At 72.0% G+C, this 17,941-nt stretch carries 14 protein-coding genes; 6 read left to right on the plus strand and 8 right to left on the minus strand.

Annotated features, from left to right (window positions below; all coding sequences use genetic code 11):
* Positions 1–655: 655 nt before the first annotated feature.
* Complete coding sequence (locus tag HNR10_RS25540; RefSeq protein ID WP_179827775.1) at positions 656–2,455, minus strand: AMP-dependent synthetase/ligase; 1,800 nt, start codon at positions 2,453–2,455, stop codon at positions 656–658.
* A gap of 500 nt (positions 2,456–2,955) precedes the next feature.
* Here HNR10_RS25540 and HNR10_RS25545 point away from each other — a divergent pair, with 500 nt between their 5' ends.
* Positions 2,956–3,396, plus strand: a complete 441-nt coding sequence (locus HNR10_RS25545) for a hypothetical protein (protein ID WP_179827777.1) — start codon at positions 2,956–2,958, stop codon at positions 3,394–3,396.
* Between the two features lie 145 nt (positions 3,397–3,541).
* Positions 3,542–4,489: an ROK family glucokinase gene (locus HNR10_RS25550; protein ID WP_179827786.1), complete on the plus strand. Its 948-nt coding sequence runs from the start codon at positions 3,542–3,544 to the stop codon at positions 4,487–4,489.
* An 82-nt stretch (positions 4,490–4,571) separates the two neighbouring features.
* Here HNR10_RS25550 and HNR10_RS25555 read toward each other — a convergent pair whose 3' ends face one another.
* Entirely contained in the window at positions 4,572–5,411 is an 840-nt protein-coding gene (locus HNR10_RS25555; protein WP_179829962.1) for a lysophospholipid acyltransferase family protein, read from the minus strand.
* A gap of 502 nt (positions 5,412–5,913) precedes the next feature.
* Here HNR10_RS25555 and HNR10_RS25560 point away from each other — a divergent pair.
* From HNR10_RS25560 to macS, 3 genes are read left to right on the plus strand one after another with little or no spacing between them, the layout of a single operon-like run.
* Entirely contained in the window at positions 5,914–6,711 is a 798-nt protein-coding gene (locus tag HNR10_RS25560) for an alpha/beta hydrolase (protein WP_179827789.1), read from the plus strand.
* Positions 6,708–7,541, plus strand: coding sequence for a hypothetical protein (locus HNR10_RS25565; protein ID WP_179827791.1), 834 nt, complete (start codon positions 6,708–6,710; stop codon positions 7,539–7,541). The genes HNR10_RS25560 and HNR10_RS25565 overlap by 4 nt, the downstream gene beginning before the upstream one ends.
* Positions 7,542–7,580: 39 nt before the next feature.
* Positions 7,581–8,666 carry a MacS family sensor histidine kinase gene (gene macS, locus HNR10_RS25570; protein WP_376769804.1) on the plus strand — a complete coding sequence of 362 codons (1,086 nt, stop codon included), beginning with the start codon at positions 7,581–7,583 and terminating at the stop codon, positions 8,664–8,666.
* A 362-nt stretch (positions 8,667–9,028) separates the two neighbouring features.
* Here macS and HNR10_RS25575 read toward each other — a convergent pair whose 3' ends face one another.
* Entirely contained in the window at positions 9,029–9,646 is a 618-nt protein-coding gene (locus HNR10_RS25575) for a molybdopterin-dependent oxidoreductase (RefSeq protein ID WP_376769773.1), read from the minus strand.
* A gap of 344 nt (positions 9,647–9,990) precedes the next feature.
* On the opposite strand from HNR10_RS25575, the gene aroF reads away from it, so the two are divergent.
* Positions 9,991–11,037, plus strand: coding sequence for a 3-deoxy-7-phosphoheptulonate synthase (gene aroF, locus HNR10_RS25580; RefSeq protein WP_179827794.1), 1,047 nt, complete (start codon positions 9,991–9,993; stop codon positions 11,035–11,037).
* Between the two features lie 54 nt (positions 11,038–11,091).
* Here the strand turns inward: aroF and thiI are convergent, their stop codons facing one another.
* From thiI to HNR10_RS25605, 5 genes are all read right to left on the minus strand, one after another.
* Positions 11,092–12,372: a tRNA uracil 4-sulfurtransferase ThiI gene (gene thiI, locus HNR10_RS25585; RefSeq protein ID WP_179827801.1), complete on the minus strand. Its 1,281-nt coding sequence runs from the start codon at positions 12,370–12,372 to the stop codon at positions 11,092–11,094.
* Positions 12,373–12,662: 290 nt separating this feature from the next.
* On the minus strand, positions 12,663–13,688 hold the full coding sequence (locus HNR10_RS25590) for a 6-phosphofructokinase (protein WP_179827803.1): 1,026 nt from the start codon (positions 13,686–13,688) through the stop codon (positions 12,663–12,665).
* A gap of 118 nt (positions 13,689–13,806) precedes the next feature.
* Entirely contained in the window at positions 13,807–14,469 is a 663-nt protein-coding gene (locus HNR10_RS25595) for a response regulator (protein WP_179827805.1), read from the minus strand.
* Between the two features lie 50 nt (positions 14,470–14,519).
* A complete protein-coding gene (gene pknB, locus HNR10_RS25600) occupies positions 14,520–16,514 on the minus strand; it encodes a Stk1 family PASTA domain-containing Ser/Thr kinase (protein ID WP_179827807.1) in 1,995 nt (664 codons plus the stop codon).
* Between the two features lie 656 nt (positions 16,515–17,170).
* On the minus strand, positions 17,171–17,941 hold the full coding sequence (locus tag HNR10_RS25605; RefSeq protein ID WP_179827809.1) for a thiazole synthase: 771 nt from the start codon (positions 17,939–17,941) through the stop codon (positions 17,171–17,173).

Consider the following 17,941-nt stretch of genomic DNA (forward strand, 5'->3'; position numbering starts at 1 on the left):
TACCTCAACCCCCCTCGGGTTCAGGTAGGCCGCATTCGTTCTGCTCCAACCCCCTGTGGTGTCCGCGAGCGGAGCCGCGCACGTTCAACCCCCAGGGGGTTCACGCAGTCCGGTGTGTGCACGCCCAACCCCCTGTGCCTCAGGACCAGGGGGTCGGGGTGCACGAAAACGGCCTACCTCGACCCCAGGGGGTTGAGGTAGGCCGTTCGCTCATGGGGGCCACTGGGGGGTTGGCTCGGGGCGCGCCAGTGTTCTGCAGGAGGAGACGGGGCCGCAGCGAGGAACGAGCAAGGCAGGTCGACGACGAAGAACACTGGCCTCCCAGCGCCCCGCGTCCGAGCCTGCGAGGGCGCCGGAGAGTACGGCGAGGGCGCCGACGCGTCCTGGAGGGCCTGGAGGTGCACTCCCGAGGAACGAGGGAGTGCACCGGAAGGACCGAAGGGCGCGTCTTCCGGGCGCACGAGCACGGGCCGAAGCTAGAAGGACTGCGCCGCAGGCGTCCGTTGAGGGTGGTGGCGGGCGACGGCGTGGGCACGAGCGGAGGCCCCAAAAAAACACAGGAGGGCGCCGACGGGTCCTGGAGGGCCTGGAGGTGCACTCCCGAGGAACGAGGGAGTGCACCGGAGGGCGCGAAGGCCCCGTCTTCCGGGCGCCCTCAGCCGGCGTAGATGTTCTCGATCTCCTGGCTCCACTCCTTGTTCACCACGTGGCGCTTGACCTTGAGGGAGGCGGTCAGCTGGCCGCTCTCCTCGGTGAAGTCGCTGGGCAGGATGCGGAACTTCTTGATGCCCTCGGCCTTGGACACGGCCTTGTTGGCGTTGTCCACGGCCTCCTGGATGGCGGCGTTGAGGTCGGGGTCCTCGGTCAGGTCGGCGATGGTGCCGGACTTGCCCTTGCTTTCCTTCCACTGCTCGAACGCATCGGGGTCGACCGTGACCAGGGCGGCGATGAACTTGCGGTTGTCGCCGACCACCATGCACTGGCTGACCAGAGCGTGGGCGCGGATGCGGTCCTCCAGTACGGCCGGGGCGACGTTCTTGCCGCCCGCGGTCACGATGATCTCCTTCTTGCGGCCCGTGATGCTGAGGAAGCCGTCGTCGTCCAGGGAGCCGAGGTCGCCGGTGCGGTAGAAGCCGTCCTCGGTGAAGGCCTCCTTGCTGGCCTTCTCGTTGTCCCAGTAGCCGACCATGATGTGGTCGCCCTTGACCAGGATCTCGCCGTCCTCGTCGATGCGGGCGGAGGTGCCCGGCAGCGGCTGGCCCACGGTGCCGATCTTGTTGAACTCGGGGCTGTTGACCGTGGTGGGGGCGGTGGTCTCGGTGAGGCCGTAGCCCTCGATGATCGTGAAGCCGATGCCGCGGAAGAAGTGGCCCAGGCGGGCGCCGAGCGCCGAACCGCCGGAGACCGCGTGGTCGGCGTTGCCGCCCAGGGCGGCCAGGAGCTTGCCGTAGACCAGCTTGGCGAACAGCGCGTGCTTGAGCTTGAGGCCCAGCGGGATCCGGCCGGTGTCCAGGGCCTTGCTGTAGGCGATGGCGGTGTCGGCCGCGGCGCCGAAGATCTTGCCCTTGCCCTCGGCCGTCGCCTTCTGCTCGGCCTTGGTGTAGACCTTCTCGAACACGCGGGGGACCGCGAGGAGGAACGTCGGGCGGAACTCAGAGAACTGCTCGATCAGCTCCGGGCCGGTGGAGGGGAAGTGGCCCAGGGTGGCCTTGGCCTCGACGACCATGACCTGGACGAAGCGGGCGAAGACGTGGGCCAGCGGGAGGAAGAGCAGGGTGGAGGGGTTCTCCTTGCCCTTGAGGATGTGCTGGGCCGGTCCTTCCAGGGCCTGGTGGGCGATGAAGAGGAAGTTGCGGTGGGTGAGCTTGCAGCCCTTGGGGCGGCCGGTGGTGCCCGAGGTGTAGATGAGGGTCGCGAGGTCGTCGACCTTGACCGCCGTGCGCCGCTTCTCCAGCGCGGCGTCGTCGACGTCGGAGCCGGTCTCGCGCAGGCGGGCGAGGTCGTCGCCCTCGATCGTCCAGACCTCGCCGAGGTCGGGAGCCGAGGAACGGACGGACTCGACGCGCTCGGCGTGGTCGGCGGTCTCGACGAAGGCGGCCCGGGCGCCGGAGTTGCTCAGGATCCACTCGACCTGCTCGGCCGAGGAGGTCTCGTAGACCGGGACGGTGACGGCGCCGATGGACCAGATGGCGTAGTCGAGGACCGTCCACTCGTAGCGGGTGCGCGACATCAGGGCGACCCGGTCACCGTGCTCGATACCCGCGTTGATGAGCGCCTTCGCGTACGCGGCGATGTCGCCGTGCAGCTCCGCGACGGTGATGTCGCGCCACTGGCCGGCTTCCTGCCGACGGGCGGCGACGGCGTCGGGCTCGCTTGCCGCGCGCGCGTAGAGCGTGTCGGTCAGCCGCGCGTCATCGGCGATCTCAACCTTGACGGGAGAGCTGTATTCGCGCACGTGATGCTCCTGGACGTGTACGGGGATCTTGACAGGGGGGACGTGACGAGCGTAACAACACATGCTACTCGTGAGTAGGCCGTGTTGCCGTTCGGTATCCAACGGTGATCCGTGTCCGACCCTGGGCGATGTGGACCCGCGGCTCGGAACAGTCTGGACGTGGTGTCCCCGACCCCCTGGGCTGGTTGTTCGTACGGGGGGTATGCCCGGTCCGGCGGCGAACGACGCCGTCAGGCCGTCCGGGAGTGCGCAGGTCAGAACTGTGGTCCCGGCTCCTTCTCGTACGCACGCGAGACTATCTCTTGTCGTGACCTTCGTGCACATCAGGTGGCGTCTGTGGCGTTTCGGGCGTTTTCCGGTGCCGACGGCCGGAGTGGGCGACCGCCGGACGTCGTGCGCGGCACCCTGGTTCGCCCCTGATCCTGCCCTGAGAAATCCGCTCCGGGCCGCCCGTGCCGGTTAACGTGAGGCCAGAGGATGCCGACGAAGGAGGTCCGGAGATGACGGAGAACGACGGTCGCCCGCAGGAGTCGGGGCGGGGCGAGGCCCCCGACCTGATCGACGACGCCCTGAAGCTGGTCGACAGCCTGCAGCGCAAGCTGGTCACCGCGGGGGTGCGGCGCGGCGTCAGTGCCGTCACCTCCGCGCCGCGCAAGGGCGACGTGTGGGAGGAGGCCATCCGGCTGGAGACCAAACCGGAGCGCCCCGCGGTGGAGGAGCTCTTCGACATCGTGCGCACGTCCGCGCCGGAGGTCGCCGGACACCTCGGCCGCGCCGGGCTGGCCCTCGCGGGCGCCTTGGGGCGCACGTGGGACGTGGTCGAGCGGTCCCTGGAACAGACCGCGTCGGACGCCGGGCGCCCGGACGGGGACGGCTCCGGAGCCGGGGCGGGGCCGGAGCGCCAGGAGGGGGCGAAGCCGCAGGTCACCTCCGGGGAGTAGGGCACTTCGGACGGGTTCGGCTCCTGGGGTGTCTCGGGTCGCCCCGGCCTGGTTTAATCGAGGGGTTTACACCATTTGAAAGACCTCTGTCATGAACCCTGAGGCTTATGTCAGAGTTCGTGCGTAAGTGGAAGGAACTGCCCCCATGCTGACCATCGGCGTAGACATCGGCGGCACCAAGGTCGCAGCCGGGGTCGTGGACCAGGACGGGCAGATCCTGGACAAGGTCAAGTACCCCACCCCCTCCAACGACCCGGCGGGTCTGGCCGACGTGGTCGCCCGCGCCGTCGACGACCTGCGCTCCCGTCAGCCGGAGCAGGCCTGCCACGCGGTCGGTGTGGGCGTGGCCGGATTCGTCGACGAGGACCGCGCCACGGTCCAGGTCGCGGTGAACCTCGGCCTGCGCGACGAACCCCTCAAGGAGCGCGTCCAGGCGAAGGTCGGCCTGCCGGTGGTGATCGAGAACGACGCCAACGCGGCCGCCTGGGCCGAGGCGCGCTTCGGCGCCGGCCGCGGCAGCGCCCACCTGGTCTGCGTCACCCTGGGCACCGGCATCGGCGGCGGCCTGGTGCTGGACGGCGCCCTCTTCCGCGGCCGGTACGGTGTCGCCGCCGAGATCGGCCACTACCGGATGGTGCCGCACGGGCGCCGCTGCGCTTGCGGCAACCACGGGTGCTGGGAGCAGTACGCCAGCGGACGCGCCCTGGTCGCCGAGGGGCAGGACCTGGCCCGGACCGACCCCAAGGCCGGCGAGCGCATGCTCAAGCTCGCCGACGGTGACGTGGAGCAGGTGTCGGGGCACGTCATCACCCAGGCCGCGCTGGAGGGCGACGGCGCGGCCCTGGAGTGCTTCCGCATCGTCGGCGAATGGGCCGGACTCGGCCTGGCCGACCTGGCGGCCATCCTCGACCCGGAGTGCTTCGTCCTCGGCGGCGGAGTCTCCGACGCCGGCTCGATCCTGCTGGACCCGGTCATGACCTCGTTCGCCCGCCACGTCTCCGGCCGTCCGGGCCGCCGGCTGGCCGAGGTCCGGCTGGCGGAGCTCGGCGGCGAGGCAGGCATCGTGGGCGCCGGCGACCTCGCCCGGCACTGACGCCGCACGGCCCGTGCACGAACGAGGGCGCGGCCCCGGTGGACCACCGGAGCCGCGCCCTCACGCGTACAGGGGAGCCGCCTCACTCCCGTGGGTCGGTGCCGTCCTCCCCGCCCTGCGCCGCCCGGCGCTCGGCGCGCTTGGCGGCCTTGCGCGCGCGGCGCTCCTCCTTGCGCTTGGCGCGGTCGGACCGGCGGCGGTCCTTGTCGCTGGCGTGCTGCTCGCGGCGGGCCTCCTTGGCCTCGGCCTCCAGCTCCGCCTTGACCGACTGCGCGTAGCGGTCGACGTACTCCTGGCCGGACAGCTCCATCAGCGCGTACATGATCTCGTCGGTGATGGCGCGCAGGACCCGCGGGTCCCGCTCCATGCCGTAGTAGCGCGAGAAGTCCAGCGGCTTGCCGAAGACCACCTTGGGGCGCACGCCCAGCTTCGGGACGGTGCGGCCGGGCGGCATGATCTTCTCCAGGTTGATCATCGCCATCGGCACCACCGGGGCCTTGGCCTCCAGGGCCAGCCGCGCCACGCCCGTGCGGCCGCGGTAGAGCTTGCCGTCGGGGGAGCGGGTGCCCTCGGGGTAGATGCCCAGCAGGTCGCCGCGCTTGAGCACGCGCAGGCCCGTGCGCAGGGCCGCCTCGCTGGCCTTGCCGCCGGAGCGGTCGATCGGGATCTGCCCGACGCCGGTGAAGAACGCCCGGCTGAAGAAGCCCTTGACGCCGGTGCCGGTGAAGTACTCCGACTTGGCCAGGAACGTGATCTTGCGGGGCAGCGGCAGCGGACCGAAGAAATGGTCCGAGAAGGAGAGGTGGTTGCTCACCATGATGGCCGGACCGCGCCGCGGCACGTTCTCGACGCCCTCCGCGCGCGGTTGCCACAACACGGCCAGGATCGGGCCGAGGAACGCCTTGACCACCCAGTAGAACATCGTCCAGATCACCCCTGCACACGCGGGGAGTCCGCAGGCAGGGCCTGCCCGATTCTCTGTCCCGCTCGGCCGACAACGTCAGAACCGCCCCGGCCACCGACAGCGGGGGAGAGCGCGACTGACATGCGCCATCCTCCCACCGAGCGGGGCCAACTGCCAAAGCGCCCCCTCGGTCCCCTCGGGGCCGCGGTGTCCGGTGCCCGCCCGAGGATACCGAGTCGGGGAGGGAACGTTGGTCGGCACTCTTGGCTTTCTCTCCTCCGGAAGGAGGGCGATGGTGGAAGCGCCCAAGGGCGGTGACCACACGATGTCCAGCGGGTCGGCCGTCCTCGCCGGGCCCTGAGGAACGGGGCACCTTGACGTCTGATGACAAACAGTCTGTCGAACGGCTAGCCTCACGCCTGGGGGCCGGGAACGCGATCCCGGAGTGTGCCCCGATCTCCATCGCCCGCCCGCACCATCCGCGCGACCGCGCGGCGCACGATCCCCTGGGAGCCACCGCGTGAACCCGACCGACGCCGCCCCGGTCATCCCGGGTGCCGAGCCCTTCAGCCACGCAGGGTCCAGGACCGGCGTCCTGCTCTGCCACGGCTTCACCGGGTCGCCCTACTCGATGCGCCCGTGGGGCGAGTACCTGGCCGCGGCCGGACTGACCGTGGAGGTGCCCCTGCTGCCCGGGCACGGCACGGTGTGGCAGGACATGAACCTCACCGGCTCCGACGACTGGTACGCGCACGTGGAGCGGGCCCTGCTCGACCTGGCGCGGCGGTGCGACGAGGTCTACGTCATGGGCCTGTCCATGGGCGGCGCGCTCACGGTCCGGCTGGCCCAGCGGCACCCCGACACCGTGCGCGGCATCGTGCTCGTCAACCCCTCCCTGGTGGTGGAGGACTACCGGCTGCCCCTGATCGCGCCGTTCGGGCGCCTGGCGGCGCGCCTGTTGCCGTCCACCCCGGGGCTGACCAGCGACGTCTCCAAGGACGACACGAGCGAGGGCGGCTACGACCGGGTCCCGACCGCCGCCGCGGCGACACTCCCGAAGCTGTGGCGTGCGGTTCAGCAGGGCATGTCCGGTTTGCGGGCGCCGGTTCTGGCCTTCCGGAGCACCCAGGACCATGTGGTGGGACCCGGAAGTCTGCGTATGCTCGCTAACAGGGCGGTCAACACGACGGTGGCCATCCACCTGCTGCACGACAGCTACCACGTGGCCACGCTCGACCACGACGCGCCCGCCATATTCGCCGGGAGCCTCGCGTTCGTGCGAGAGCACTGCGAAAGCGGGGAAGGAGCCGACCGATGACACAACGTCGGGGCAACGGCCTGCTCGCCGATGCCTACGTGCCCCTGATCCTGCTCGCGCCCTCGCACGCGGACCTGATGCTGGACGCCCTGCGCCGCAGCGGGATCGCCGCGTACGCGGTGCCGCTGGAGGAGGACGTACTGGACCCCGCCGGCGGCCGGGCCGACGATCCGCCCACCGACCACCTCTACGTGGACGCCGAGGAGCGCGGGGCCGCCGAGCGCGTGCTGGGCGCCGAACTGCCGGGCCTGGGCGAGACGGCCCGCGTGGACTCCGCCCCACAGGTCGTCGGCGACCTGCTGGACGGCCCGCCGGAGAACGTCGACCCCGACGCGGCGCCCGCCGAGACCGCCGACGAGGACGAGGTCTGGCAGGACCTCGTCGCGCGCTTCTACGACGGCGACGACGGCACCGAGCGCCGCCGGGTGGGCTGGCCCGACGCGGAGAACCTGAGCGCCCCGGACGAGGACGAGCGCTCCGGCCCCGGGCGCGTGGGCGGGGACATCCTGGCCGGCCCGGACGACACCGACGAGGAGGACGCCGCCGCCGAGATCGCCCGCCGGGTCGAGGCGGAGCTGGAGGGCCACTACGAGCCGCCGCCACCGCCGCCCCTGCTGCAGGGGAGCCGGGTGGGCATCGCGGCCTGGTTCGGCCTGCTGAGCGGCCCGGTGGTGCTCTTCGGCTCGGCCTTCCTGGGGATCTCCCTGCCCAACTGGCTGATGTTCGCCGCGGTCGTGGCGTTCCTGACGAGCTTCGTCGTGCTGGTCCTGCGCATGACCGACAGCCGGGCCCCCGGTGACAACGGGCCCGACGACGGGGCGGTGGTCTGAGCCCTGGGCTTCGACGTCCCCCTGTGGCGCGGGATCACCCTGTACCGCGCCGCCTCCCTCGTCTACTCGCTGGTCCTGCTCGTCCAGCACCACGAGCACCTGACCCGGCCCTGGGTCGCCTGGGCGGTCCTGGCCGCCATGGCGGTGTGGACGGCGACCACCGCCTACGCCTACGTCCGCCCCCGGCTGCGGACGCGGCGCCTGCTGACCGCGGACCTCGCGGTCTCGTTCGGCTGCCTGTTCGCGACGGCCCTCGCGGCCTCCCCCTACTACCTCACGCAGGCCCCGCCGCTGAGCGGATACTGGTTCGCCGGGGCGGCCCTGTCGGCCAGCGTGATCTGGGGCCGCCGGGGCGCGGCCACGGTGGCCCTGCTCTACGGCTTCGCCGACCTCACCCTCAGGGTGATCATGGACGCGGCCATCACCGGCGCGACCGCGCGCGGCGTGGTGCTCCTGCTGCTGACCGGCCTGGCCGTGGGCTACATGGCCCGCGTGGCCGAGCGGGCCGAGGAGCGCTTCACCCAGGCGGTGGCCCTGGAGGCCCGCCTGTTCGAGCGCGAGCAACTGGCCCGGGAGATCCACGACTCCGTCCTGCAGGTCCTGGCCCTGGTCCGGCGCCGCGGGGCCGAGGCCGGCGGTGAGGCCGCCGAGCTCGGCCGGATGGCCGGCGAGCAGGAGGTACGCCTGCGCTCCCTGGTCACCGACGGCCTGCCCGAACCGAAGGGCGGCCCGGTGGACCTGCGCGAGCTGCTGCGCAGGCAGGAGTCGGTCACCGTCTCCGTCGCCACCCCGGCCACGCCCGTGCTCCTGCCCGCCCGGTCGGCCGCGGAGCTCTCCGCTGCCGTCCAGGCCGCCCTGGACAACGTGGCCCGCCACTGCCCGGCCGGGACCCGCGCCTGGGTGCTGGTGGAGGACGAGGACGACGCCGTGACCGTCTCCGTCCGCGACGACGGCCCCGGCATCCCGGCCGACCGGCTGGGCGCCGCCCGCCGCGAGGGCCGCCTGGGCGTGGACCAGTCCGTTCAGGGGCGCCTGCGGGACCTGGGCGGCACGGCGGAGTACGTGTCCCAGCCGGGCGAGGGTACGGAGGTCGAACTCCGCCTCCCCCGACTCCCAGGGGAGTGACCGCCCGAGGCCCGCGCCCCAGGGGGTTGAAGGTTCACATGCAGTCCTACGGGACCACGGGGGGTAGAGGTGGGCCGCCGAGCCTGCCCTCGGCCTCTGGGGGTGTCGCGAGGCACGCCTTCACGTGCACCCCAGGGGGTTGAAGGTGGCCGTTCAGCCTGCCGGAACCACAGGGGGTCTATCGGGGCCAAAGCAGGAGGGACTGCGCCGGAGGCGTCCGTTGAGGGGGGTGGCGGGCGACGGTGTGGGCACGAGCGGAGGCCCCAGAAGAACACAGGAGGACGCCGACGGGTCCTGGAGGGCCTGGAGGTGCGCTCCCGAGGAACGAGGGAGTGCACCGGAAGGCGCGAAGGCCCCGTCTACTAGGCGTCCGAGTCCGATGCGAAGCGCTGCTCCTGCCACGGGTCGGCCCGGTTGTGGTAGCCGCGCTCCTCCCAGAACCCCCGGCGGTCGGCCGTCATGTACTCGACGGCGCGCAGCCACTTGACGCTCTTCCAGCCGTACAGGTGCGGCACCACCAGGCGCAGCGGGAAGCCGTGCTCGGGGTCCAGGGGCCGGTGGTCGCGTCCCATGGCCAGCATCGTGCCGTCGGCCAGGAAGTCGTCCAGGCGCAGGTTGGCGCTGTACCCGTACTCGCCCCACGCCATCACGTGTGTGACCTCGGGGGCGGGCGGGGCGATGTCGACCAGGTCCTGGGGGCGCACGCCGTACCAGGGCACGTCGGGAACGCTGAAGCGCATGACGCAGTGGAAGTCGCGCACCGTGTCCGTACGCGGCAGCTCCGCGAACTCGTCCCAGGTCCAGCGGTAGGTCCCCAGGGTCTCGGTGGCCCCCATGACACGGAAGTCCCACCTGTGCGGCCGGAAGGTGGGCACGGGGCCGTAGTGCAGGGGCTTGTGCTCGTGGCGTATCGCCTGGCCGGGTGGCAGGCCGGCCCGCCGCGTGTCCCCCCGGTTCCCGGCCCGGGCTCCCTCGTGCAATCCGTCCCCTCTCTCAGACGGCCGGTCCTCCCGTGCCGTCACTCGGCGCGCCTCCCTCGCTGGGTGGGGGAGGGGAGGCTCTGGCCATCCTGCCAGGCGGCAACGAGAGCTAGGTCACTCCCCCCGGGTGTGCGGCTCCCTTCCGATCGTGCGCTATAGTCACAGCCATGCAGCGGAACTTTTGGCGCTTTTATGGCTACCGGCCCGACTCCCCGGTCGCCTGTCAAGCGCTGCGCTGATACAGGACGACTTCGAAGGAGCCCCGGGCCGGACGGCCCGGGGCTCCTTCGCGTTCCGGGCGCCGCCACAGGGCTCAGCCACTCCAACAAGCAGGGACTACCCACATGGTCATCGTGATGGCACCGGACGCCACCCCCGACAACATCGACGATCTGGTCGAGCTGGTCAGCTCGGTCGGCGGCGAGGCCTACGTGACGCGCGGCGTGAGCCGCACGATCATCGGCCTGGTCGGGGACGTCGAACGCTTCCAGGACCTCGGCCTGGCCGCCAAGCCCGGTGTCAGCGACGTGCTGCGCATCTCGGCCCCCTACAAGCTCGTCAGCCGCGAGAACCACGACAGCCGCACCGTGGTGAGCGTGCGCGGTGTCCCGATCGGCGGCGACAACATGACCGTGATCGCCGGTCCGTGCGCGGTCGAGACGCCCGAGCAGACCCTGGAGGCCGCCCGGATGGCGCTGGCCGGCGGCGCGTCGCTGCTGCGGGGCGGCGCCTACAAGCCGCGGACCTCGCCCTACGCCTTCCAGGGGCTGGGGGAGCAGGGCCTGAAGATCCTCGCGGACGTGCGCGAGGAGACGGGGATGCCCATCGTGACGGAGGTCGTGGACGCCGCCGACGTCGAGCTGGTCGCCTCCTACGCCGACATGCTCCAGGTCGGCACGCGCAACATGCAGAACTTCGCCCTGCTCCAGGCGGTCGGCGACGCGGGCAAGCCCGTCCTGCTCAAGCGCGGCATGAGCGCCACGATCGAGGAGTGGTTGATGGCCGCGGAGTACATCGCCCAGCGCGGCAACCTCGACATCGTCCTGTGCGAGCGCGGCATCCGCACCTTCGAGAAGGCCACTCGCAACACACTGGACATCAGCGCCGTCCCGGTGGCGCAGAACCTGTCCCACCTGCCGGTCATCGTGGACCCCTCGCACTCCGGGGGCAAGCGCGACCTCGTCCTGCCGCTCTCGCGCGCCGCCATCGCGGTGGGCGCCGACGGCATCATCGTGGACGTGCACCCCACGCCCGAGGAGGCGCTGTGCGACGGCCCCCAGGCCCTGCTGGAGGGCGATCTGGCGGAGCTGCGGGACCTGTCGGCGACCCTGGCCACCCTGAGCGGCCGGACCCTGACGCCCGCCCCGGGCCGCGAGCTCGCCGGACTGTGAACGCGTGAGAGCGGGTGCTCCGCGGGCCCAGGGCCGCGCGGAGCACCCCCGGTCTCAGACGCGGGCCGCGGCGGCGGGCGCCACCCGGGCGGGAGCCGCCTCGCCCAGGAAGCTGGGCTTGTGCAGCTGGGCCGTGGTGACCAGGTGCTCGGCCAGCTCCTCGGCGTCCAGCCGCTTCTCGATCTGGCGCAGGTCCGGGATCTTCGCGGCGGTCTCCACCTGGCGCGGCGTCAGCATCGTGCAGCAGTCCTCGTCGGGCAGTTCCGAGATGGCCAGGGTGCCGATCCGGCGGGCCTGGTCCATGATCTCGGTCTTGTCCATCCCGATGAGCGGCCGCAGGATCGGCAGGTCCACCGCGTCGTCCAGGGCGGTGATGTTGGTCATCGTCTGGCTGGACACCTGGCCCAGGGCGTCCCCGGTGATCAGGCACTCCGCGCCCAGGTCGTCGGCGAGCGCCTCGGCGGTCTTGAGCATCAGCCGCCGCTGGGCGACGATCTGCAGCCGCTCGATGCCCGAGCTCTTCAACTGCTGCTGGGCCTTGCCGAACGGCACCACGAACAGCCGCGAGCCGACCTGGTAGCGGTCGATCTGCCGGACCAGGCTGTAGGCCTTGTAGATGGACTCGGGGCCGGTGAAGGGCATCCCGGAGAAGTGCAGGAAGTCCACCTTCAGGCCGCGCCGGATCATCCGGTGCGCCGCGACCGGCGAGTCGATGCCGCCCGACATCAGCACCAGGCCGCGCCCGCTCATCCCGGCGGGCAGGCCGCCCTGGCCGGGGATGCCATCGGTGAACACGAACGCCTCGTCCTTGTCCACCTCGACGAACAGGGTGTTGTCGGGCCGCTTGAGGTTGACCGGGTACCCGTGCGCCTCGATGATCTTGGAGCCCAGGTAGCCGGCCAGCTCCGAGGAGGTCATCTCGAAGCGCTTGTCCCGGCGGCGGGCCCGCACGGCGAACGTGCCGGTGCGGTCGGCCAGGGAGCGCACCGCGATGTCGGTGATGGCGTCCATGTCCTTGGCCACCCGGCGCACCAGGTGCACCCACACGACGCCCATGACGTTGGCCATGCGGTCGGCGATCTCGGCGACCTCCACGTCCGAGGCGCCCGGCTTGCGGACGATGATGACGCCGGAGCCGCGCTGGGAGAGCCGGATGTCGCCGAGGTCGCGGACCGAGGCCCGGATGTTGTTGTGCAGCCGCCGCTCGAAGAGCTTGCGGTTGGACCCCTTGAGGACGATCTCGCCGAGCTTCATGAGCACGCAGAGCTCGCCCAGCCCGGTGCCGGCTCCGACCTCGGCTACGGGGAGCGGCGCGGACTCGAGCGACGCTGACATGGTGCTACCTCCGGTGCGTACATGATGACTGCCGTCTCCAGTATCGAACATCCGCGCCACCGTTCCGAACGCTTTCCACAGCGGCGCCCCCGCACCGGCGGGACGCCGGTACGGGGGCGGTGGCAACGGGGGAGGCGAGGGCGCCGCTGTGCCTGCTTCGACCCCGTTCCCGCCCTCCGAGGCGCCCGAGCACGGGCCGAAGCAGGAAGGACCGCGCCGCGGGCGTCCGTTGAGGGTGGTGGCGGGCGACGGCGTGGGCACGAGCGGAGGCCCAAGGAGAGCACTGCCCGCTAGCCGAAGAAGACCTCGGCCTCCTCGTAGCGCGCGGCCGGGACGGTCTTGAGGGTGTCGGTGGCCTCGGCCAGGTCCACCCGGACGATGTCGGTGCCCTGCAGGCCGACCATCTTGCCGAACGAGCCGTCGTGCACGGCGTCGATCGCGTGCACGCCCAGACGGGTGGCGAGCACCCGGTCGAACGCGGACGGCGTACCGCCGCGCTGCACGTGCCCGAGCACCACCGAGCGCGCCTCCTTGCCGGTGCGCTGCTCGATCTCGTCGGCCAGGCGCTGGCCGATGCCGCCCAGGCGGACGTGCCCGAAGGCGTCCGTCTCGCCGGTCGCCAGCTCCATCTGGCCCTCCATCGGGTGCGCGCCCTCGGCGACGACGATGATGGGCGCGTACTGGGTCTGGAAGCGGCTCTCGACGTGCTTGACGACCTGGTCGATGTCGAAGGGCCGCTCGGGGATGAGGATCACGTTGGCGCCGGCGGCCATGCCCGAGTGCAGCGCGATCCATCCGGCGTGGCGGCCCATGACCTCCACCACCAGCGCGCGGTGGTGCGACTCGGCGGTGGTGTGCAGCCGGTCGATGGCCTCCATCGCGATGTTGACGGCCGTGTCGAAACCGAACGTGTAGTCGGTCGCGTTGAGGTCGTTGTCGATGGTCTTGGGCACGCCCACGACGTTCACACCGCGGTCGTGGAGCTGGCGCGCCACGCCCAGGGTGTCCTCGCCGCCGATGGCCACCAGGGCGTCCACGCCCAGCCCGGCCATGTTGTCCTTGACCCGCTCGACACCGCCCTCGATCTTCATCAGGTTGGTGCGCGAGGAGCCCAGGATCGTGCCGCCGCGCGGCAGGATGCCGCGCACCGCCGTGACGTCCAGCGGCATGGTGTCGCCTTCCAGGGGGCCGCGCCAGCCGTCCCGGAAGCCCACGAACTCGTAGCCGTAGTCCTTGATCCCCTTGCGGACGACGGCGCGGATGACCGCGTTCAGACCAGGGCAGTCTCCACCGCCGGTCAACACCCCGACTCGCATGCGACAACTCCTCGACGTAGTGTGATTCGGCGCATCGCGCCATATGGTCTAGACCATAGTGGGCCCGAGGAGTCCAGGCCAACCCGTGGGCCGGTACGGATCGCGCGGACGGGCGCCGCTACTCGTCGAGACCCTGGTCGATGGCGTAGCGCACGAGCTCCACGCGGTTGTGCAGATGGAGCTTGGTGAGCGTGTTCTGCACGTGGTTCTGCACCGTGCGGTGGGAGATCGTCAGCCGGGCCGCGATCTGCTTGTAGGCCAGCCCCTTGGCGACCAGGCGCAGCACCTCGGTCTCGCGCGGAGTGAGCGCGGGGGCGGGCCCCTCCGGCTCCGCGGGCTCCTTCGCCGACGCCAGCCTGCGGTACTCGCCCAGGACGAGGCCGGCCAGGCCCGGGGTGTAGACGGCCTCCCCGTCGTGCACGCGGCGCACCGCGTCGAGCAGCTCCTCGCGCGCGGCCGACTTCACCAGGTAGCCGGTGGCTCCCGCCTTGACCGCGGCCAGGACGTCGTCGCCCTCGCCGCTGGCCGACAGCACCAGCACGCGCGGCGGCTCGGCCAGGGCCACCAGGCCCGCCGTCAGCTCCACCCCGGACATGTCCGGCAGGTGCAGATCGACCACGGCCAGCGTGGGGCGCGCGGCCGGCGCGATGCGCAGGGCCTTGGCGCCGTCGCCCGCCGTGCCGACCACGTCCACCCCGGCCTCGCCGAGGTCGCGCGCGACCGCGTCGCGCCACATCGGGTGGTCGTCCACCACCAGTACCCGGATCGCGTCCATGCCCATGGGGGCGAGCCTATCGGGGCCGGGGCGGGCGCGTCGGCGCGCGGACGCGGTCAGTCGTCGTCGTCCCCGCCACGGCCGTTGCCGTTCCCGTTGCCCTCGGTGTCGCCCAGGTCGATGCCGCCCGGGGTCGCGGTGAGGGTGATCTCGGTGTCCTCCGGCGCGCGCCCGGTGTGCGACTGCGAGACCACGACGTTGCCGCCGAAGATGCGCTCGACCTTCACCTTGAACCCGGCGTCCTCGAGCAGGTCCTTGGCCTCGCCCACGCGCTTGCCCGTGACGTCGGGGATGTCGATGCCGGGCGGGCCGGTGGAGACCGTGAGCTCGACCGCGCCGCCCGCGCCGACCGTGCTGCCGTTGTCCGGGCTCTGCGTGATCACGACGCCCTCGTCGACGTCCTCGCTCTCCTCCTCGGTGACCGTCACGGTCAGGCCGAGCTCCTCCAGCGTCCGCTGGGCCTCCTCCAGCTCCTGCCCGGTGACCGCGGGCACCTCGATGCCGCGGCTGATGGTGAGGGTGACGCCCTCCTCGCGGTCGGCCTCGGCGCCGGCCGCGGGATCGGTGGAGATCACCTCGCCGGGCGGCACGCCCTCGGCGTCGACGGGCTCCTCGGCGAGCGTCTCCGGGTCGAAGCCGAGGTCCTCCAGGTCCGCGAGGGCGTTGGCGATGTTCTGGCCCTCCAGGTCGGGCATCTCCACCGACCGCGGGCCCATGGACAGGAACACGCTCACGTCGTCGCCGGGGGAGAGGCGACTGCCGGCCTCGGGTTCGGTGCGGGCGACCGTGCCGGGCTCCTCGTCGCTGTAGACGGGCTCCTCGACCAGGTCGTAGACCAGCCCGGCGGTGCGGATGTCCTCGCGCGCGGACTCGGGGCTGGCCCCGACGACCTCCGGTACCGCCTCGTACTGGCCCAGGAAGAACCACCAGCCGGCGGCGATCAGCACGAGTGCCAGGGCCGCCGCCCCGACCCCCATGAGGAGGCCGCGGCGGCCCCGGGATCCGCCGCCGTCGTCGGGGTAGTCGTCGTCCCCGTAGCCGTCGTCGAAACCGGCGCCGCCCATGTCCACGATCATCGTGGCGTTCTCGGTGCCGGGCCCCGCACCGCCCGCGATCAGCTGCGGGGCGGTGACGGAGGCCGTCGGAGAGGCTCCGGCGGCCACGGGCGGCAGCGGCCCGGCCGGCGCCGCGGTGTCCTCGGGCAGCCGGCCCAGGACCTCCAGGACCTTGGCGAGGTACTGTCCCGCGTTGCTCGGGCGGTACCGGGGGTCGCGCTCGGTGGCCTTGGTCACCAGGGCGTCGACCTCCGGGGGCAGGCCGGGCAGGAAGTGCGACGGGCGCGGGACGTCCTCGGTGACGTGCTGGTAGGCGATCGCGATCGGCGTCTCGCCGGTGTGCGGCTGGCTGCCCGTGAGCAGCTCGTAGAACATGATGCCGGACGCGTACACGTCGCTGCGCGCGTCGGCGGTCCCCTTCTCGATCTGCTCGGGCGCCAGGTAGGCGGCGGTGCCCATGAGCGTCCCGGTCCGGGTCAGGCCCTGGTTGGACTGCTCCACGGCGCGGGCCAGACCGAAGTCGGCCACCTTCACCCGGCCGTCCTCGGTGATCAGGACGTTCTCCGGCTTGACGTCGCGGTGCACCATCCCCGCCTGGTGGGCGGCCCCCAGGGCGGCCAGCACCGGCGCCATCGTGTTCAGGGCGTCCCGCGGCGTGAGCCGACCCCGCTCCTTGAGCATGTCGCGCAGTGTGCGGCCGGGCACGTACTCCATGGCCAGGAACACGTGGCCCTGGTCCTCACCCTGGTCGAAGACCTGCACGACGTTGGGGTGGGAGAGCTTGGCCACCGAGTGGGCCTCGTTGATGAACCGCTGGACGAAGGTCGGGTCCTGCGCCAGGGACGCGTGCATGACCTTGAGCGCGAGCCGTCGATCCAGGCGGAGGTCGTGGGCGACGTAGACGGTCGCCATCCCGCCACCGGCGATCCGGGACTCGACGAAGTAGCGTCGGTCCAGTGTCGAGCCTACGAGCGGGTCGGAAGTCGTCATGTCCACGGCGGAGTGCTGTCCTTGCTGCGGGGAGCGCGGGCGTGTCGCGGCCGGTGGCGCGTACCCGACACAGGGTGTCGAACCGACACGATAGCGGAAGCCCGCGCCGGATCTGCCCCGCGGTCTGCGGTCGTGGCGCCTCCGCGTCCGCCGCGCGGTGGGCGGTGGCGCCGTTCTCTTCGTCGTCCGCGCCGTGCCCGGAGGGGCAGGGCGCATCCCACCACGGTAGGGGACGCGGGCAAGCGCTCGGGCGCCTGTACACGGGGCCTTCGCGGCTTCCGGTGTACCCCCTCGTTCCTCGGGGATCCACCTCCAGCCACTCCAGGACCCGTCGGCGCCCTCGCTCCCTGCTCCTTTGGGCCTCCGCTCGTGCCCACACCGTCGCCCACCACCACCCTCAACGGACGCCTCCGGCGCAGTCCATCCTGCTTCGGCCCGACCAACCCCCTCGGGGTGGAGGCGGGCTGGACCGCCTACCTTCAACCCCCGCGTGTCCCTGTGGAGCGGCCCGCCCCCGGGCGCGTCTGAGGGAGGAGGGGGCCGAAGCGGTCTCGCTCGCGAGGACCACAGGGGGTCTGTCCGGGCCGAAGCGAGGAACGAGCGGAGGCCCAAAGAAAGCACGACGAGGGCGCCGACGGGTCCTGCAGCCGCGAAGGCCCCGTCTAAGGGCGCCCCGAGGTGGAGGCCTGGGCGTAGCGGCGCACCGGGATGCGCCCGGCCAGGCGGGCGGCGCGTCCGGCGCGCACGGCGTCGCGCATCGCCGCGGCCATCAGCACCGGGTCCTGCGCGCGGGTGACGGCCGTGGCCAGCAGGACCGCGTCGCAGCCCAGCTCCATGGCCAGCGCGGCGTCGCTGGCGGTGCCGATCCCCGCGTCCACGATGACGGGGACCCCGGCCCGCTCGACGATCAGCTCCAGGTTGTGCGGGTTGCGGATCCCCAGCCCCGAGCCGATCGGCGCCGCCAGGGGCATCACCGCGGCGCAGCCGATCTGCTCCAGGCGCTGGGCCAGCACCGGGTCGTCGTTGGTGTAGGGGAGCACGGTGAACCCGTCGTCCACGAGGCGTTCGGCGGCGTCCAGCAGCTCCACCGGGTCGGGCAGCAGCGTGTGCTCGTCCGCGACGACCTCCAGCTTCACCCAGTCGGTGTCCAGCGCCTCCCGACCCAGCCGGGCGGTACGCACCGCGTCGGCGGCGGTGAAGCAGCCCGCGGTGTTGGGCAGCGGGCGGATCTTGTTGCGGCTCAGGACGTCCCAGACCGACCCCTGCGTGCCCGGGGCCACCCGGCGCATGGCCACGGTCGTCAGCTCGGTGCCGGACGTCACCAGGGCGTCCTCCAGGACCTCCAGCGAGGGTGCCCCGCCGGTCCCGGTGATGAGCCGGGAGCCGAACTCGGTGCCCGCGATCACGAGCGGGTCGGCGATGTGCTCGGTCAT

Origin of the sequence: Nocardiopsis aegyptia (assembly GCF_013410755.1) — a bacterium.
Lineage (GTDB): Bacteria > Actinomycetota > Actinomycetes > Streptosporangiales > Streptosporangiaceae > Nocardiopsis > Nocardiopsis aegyptia.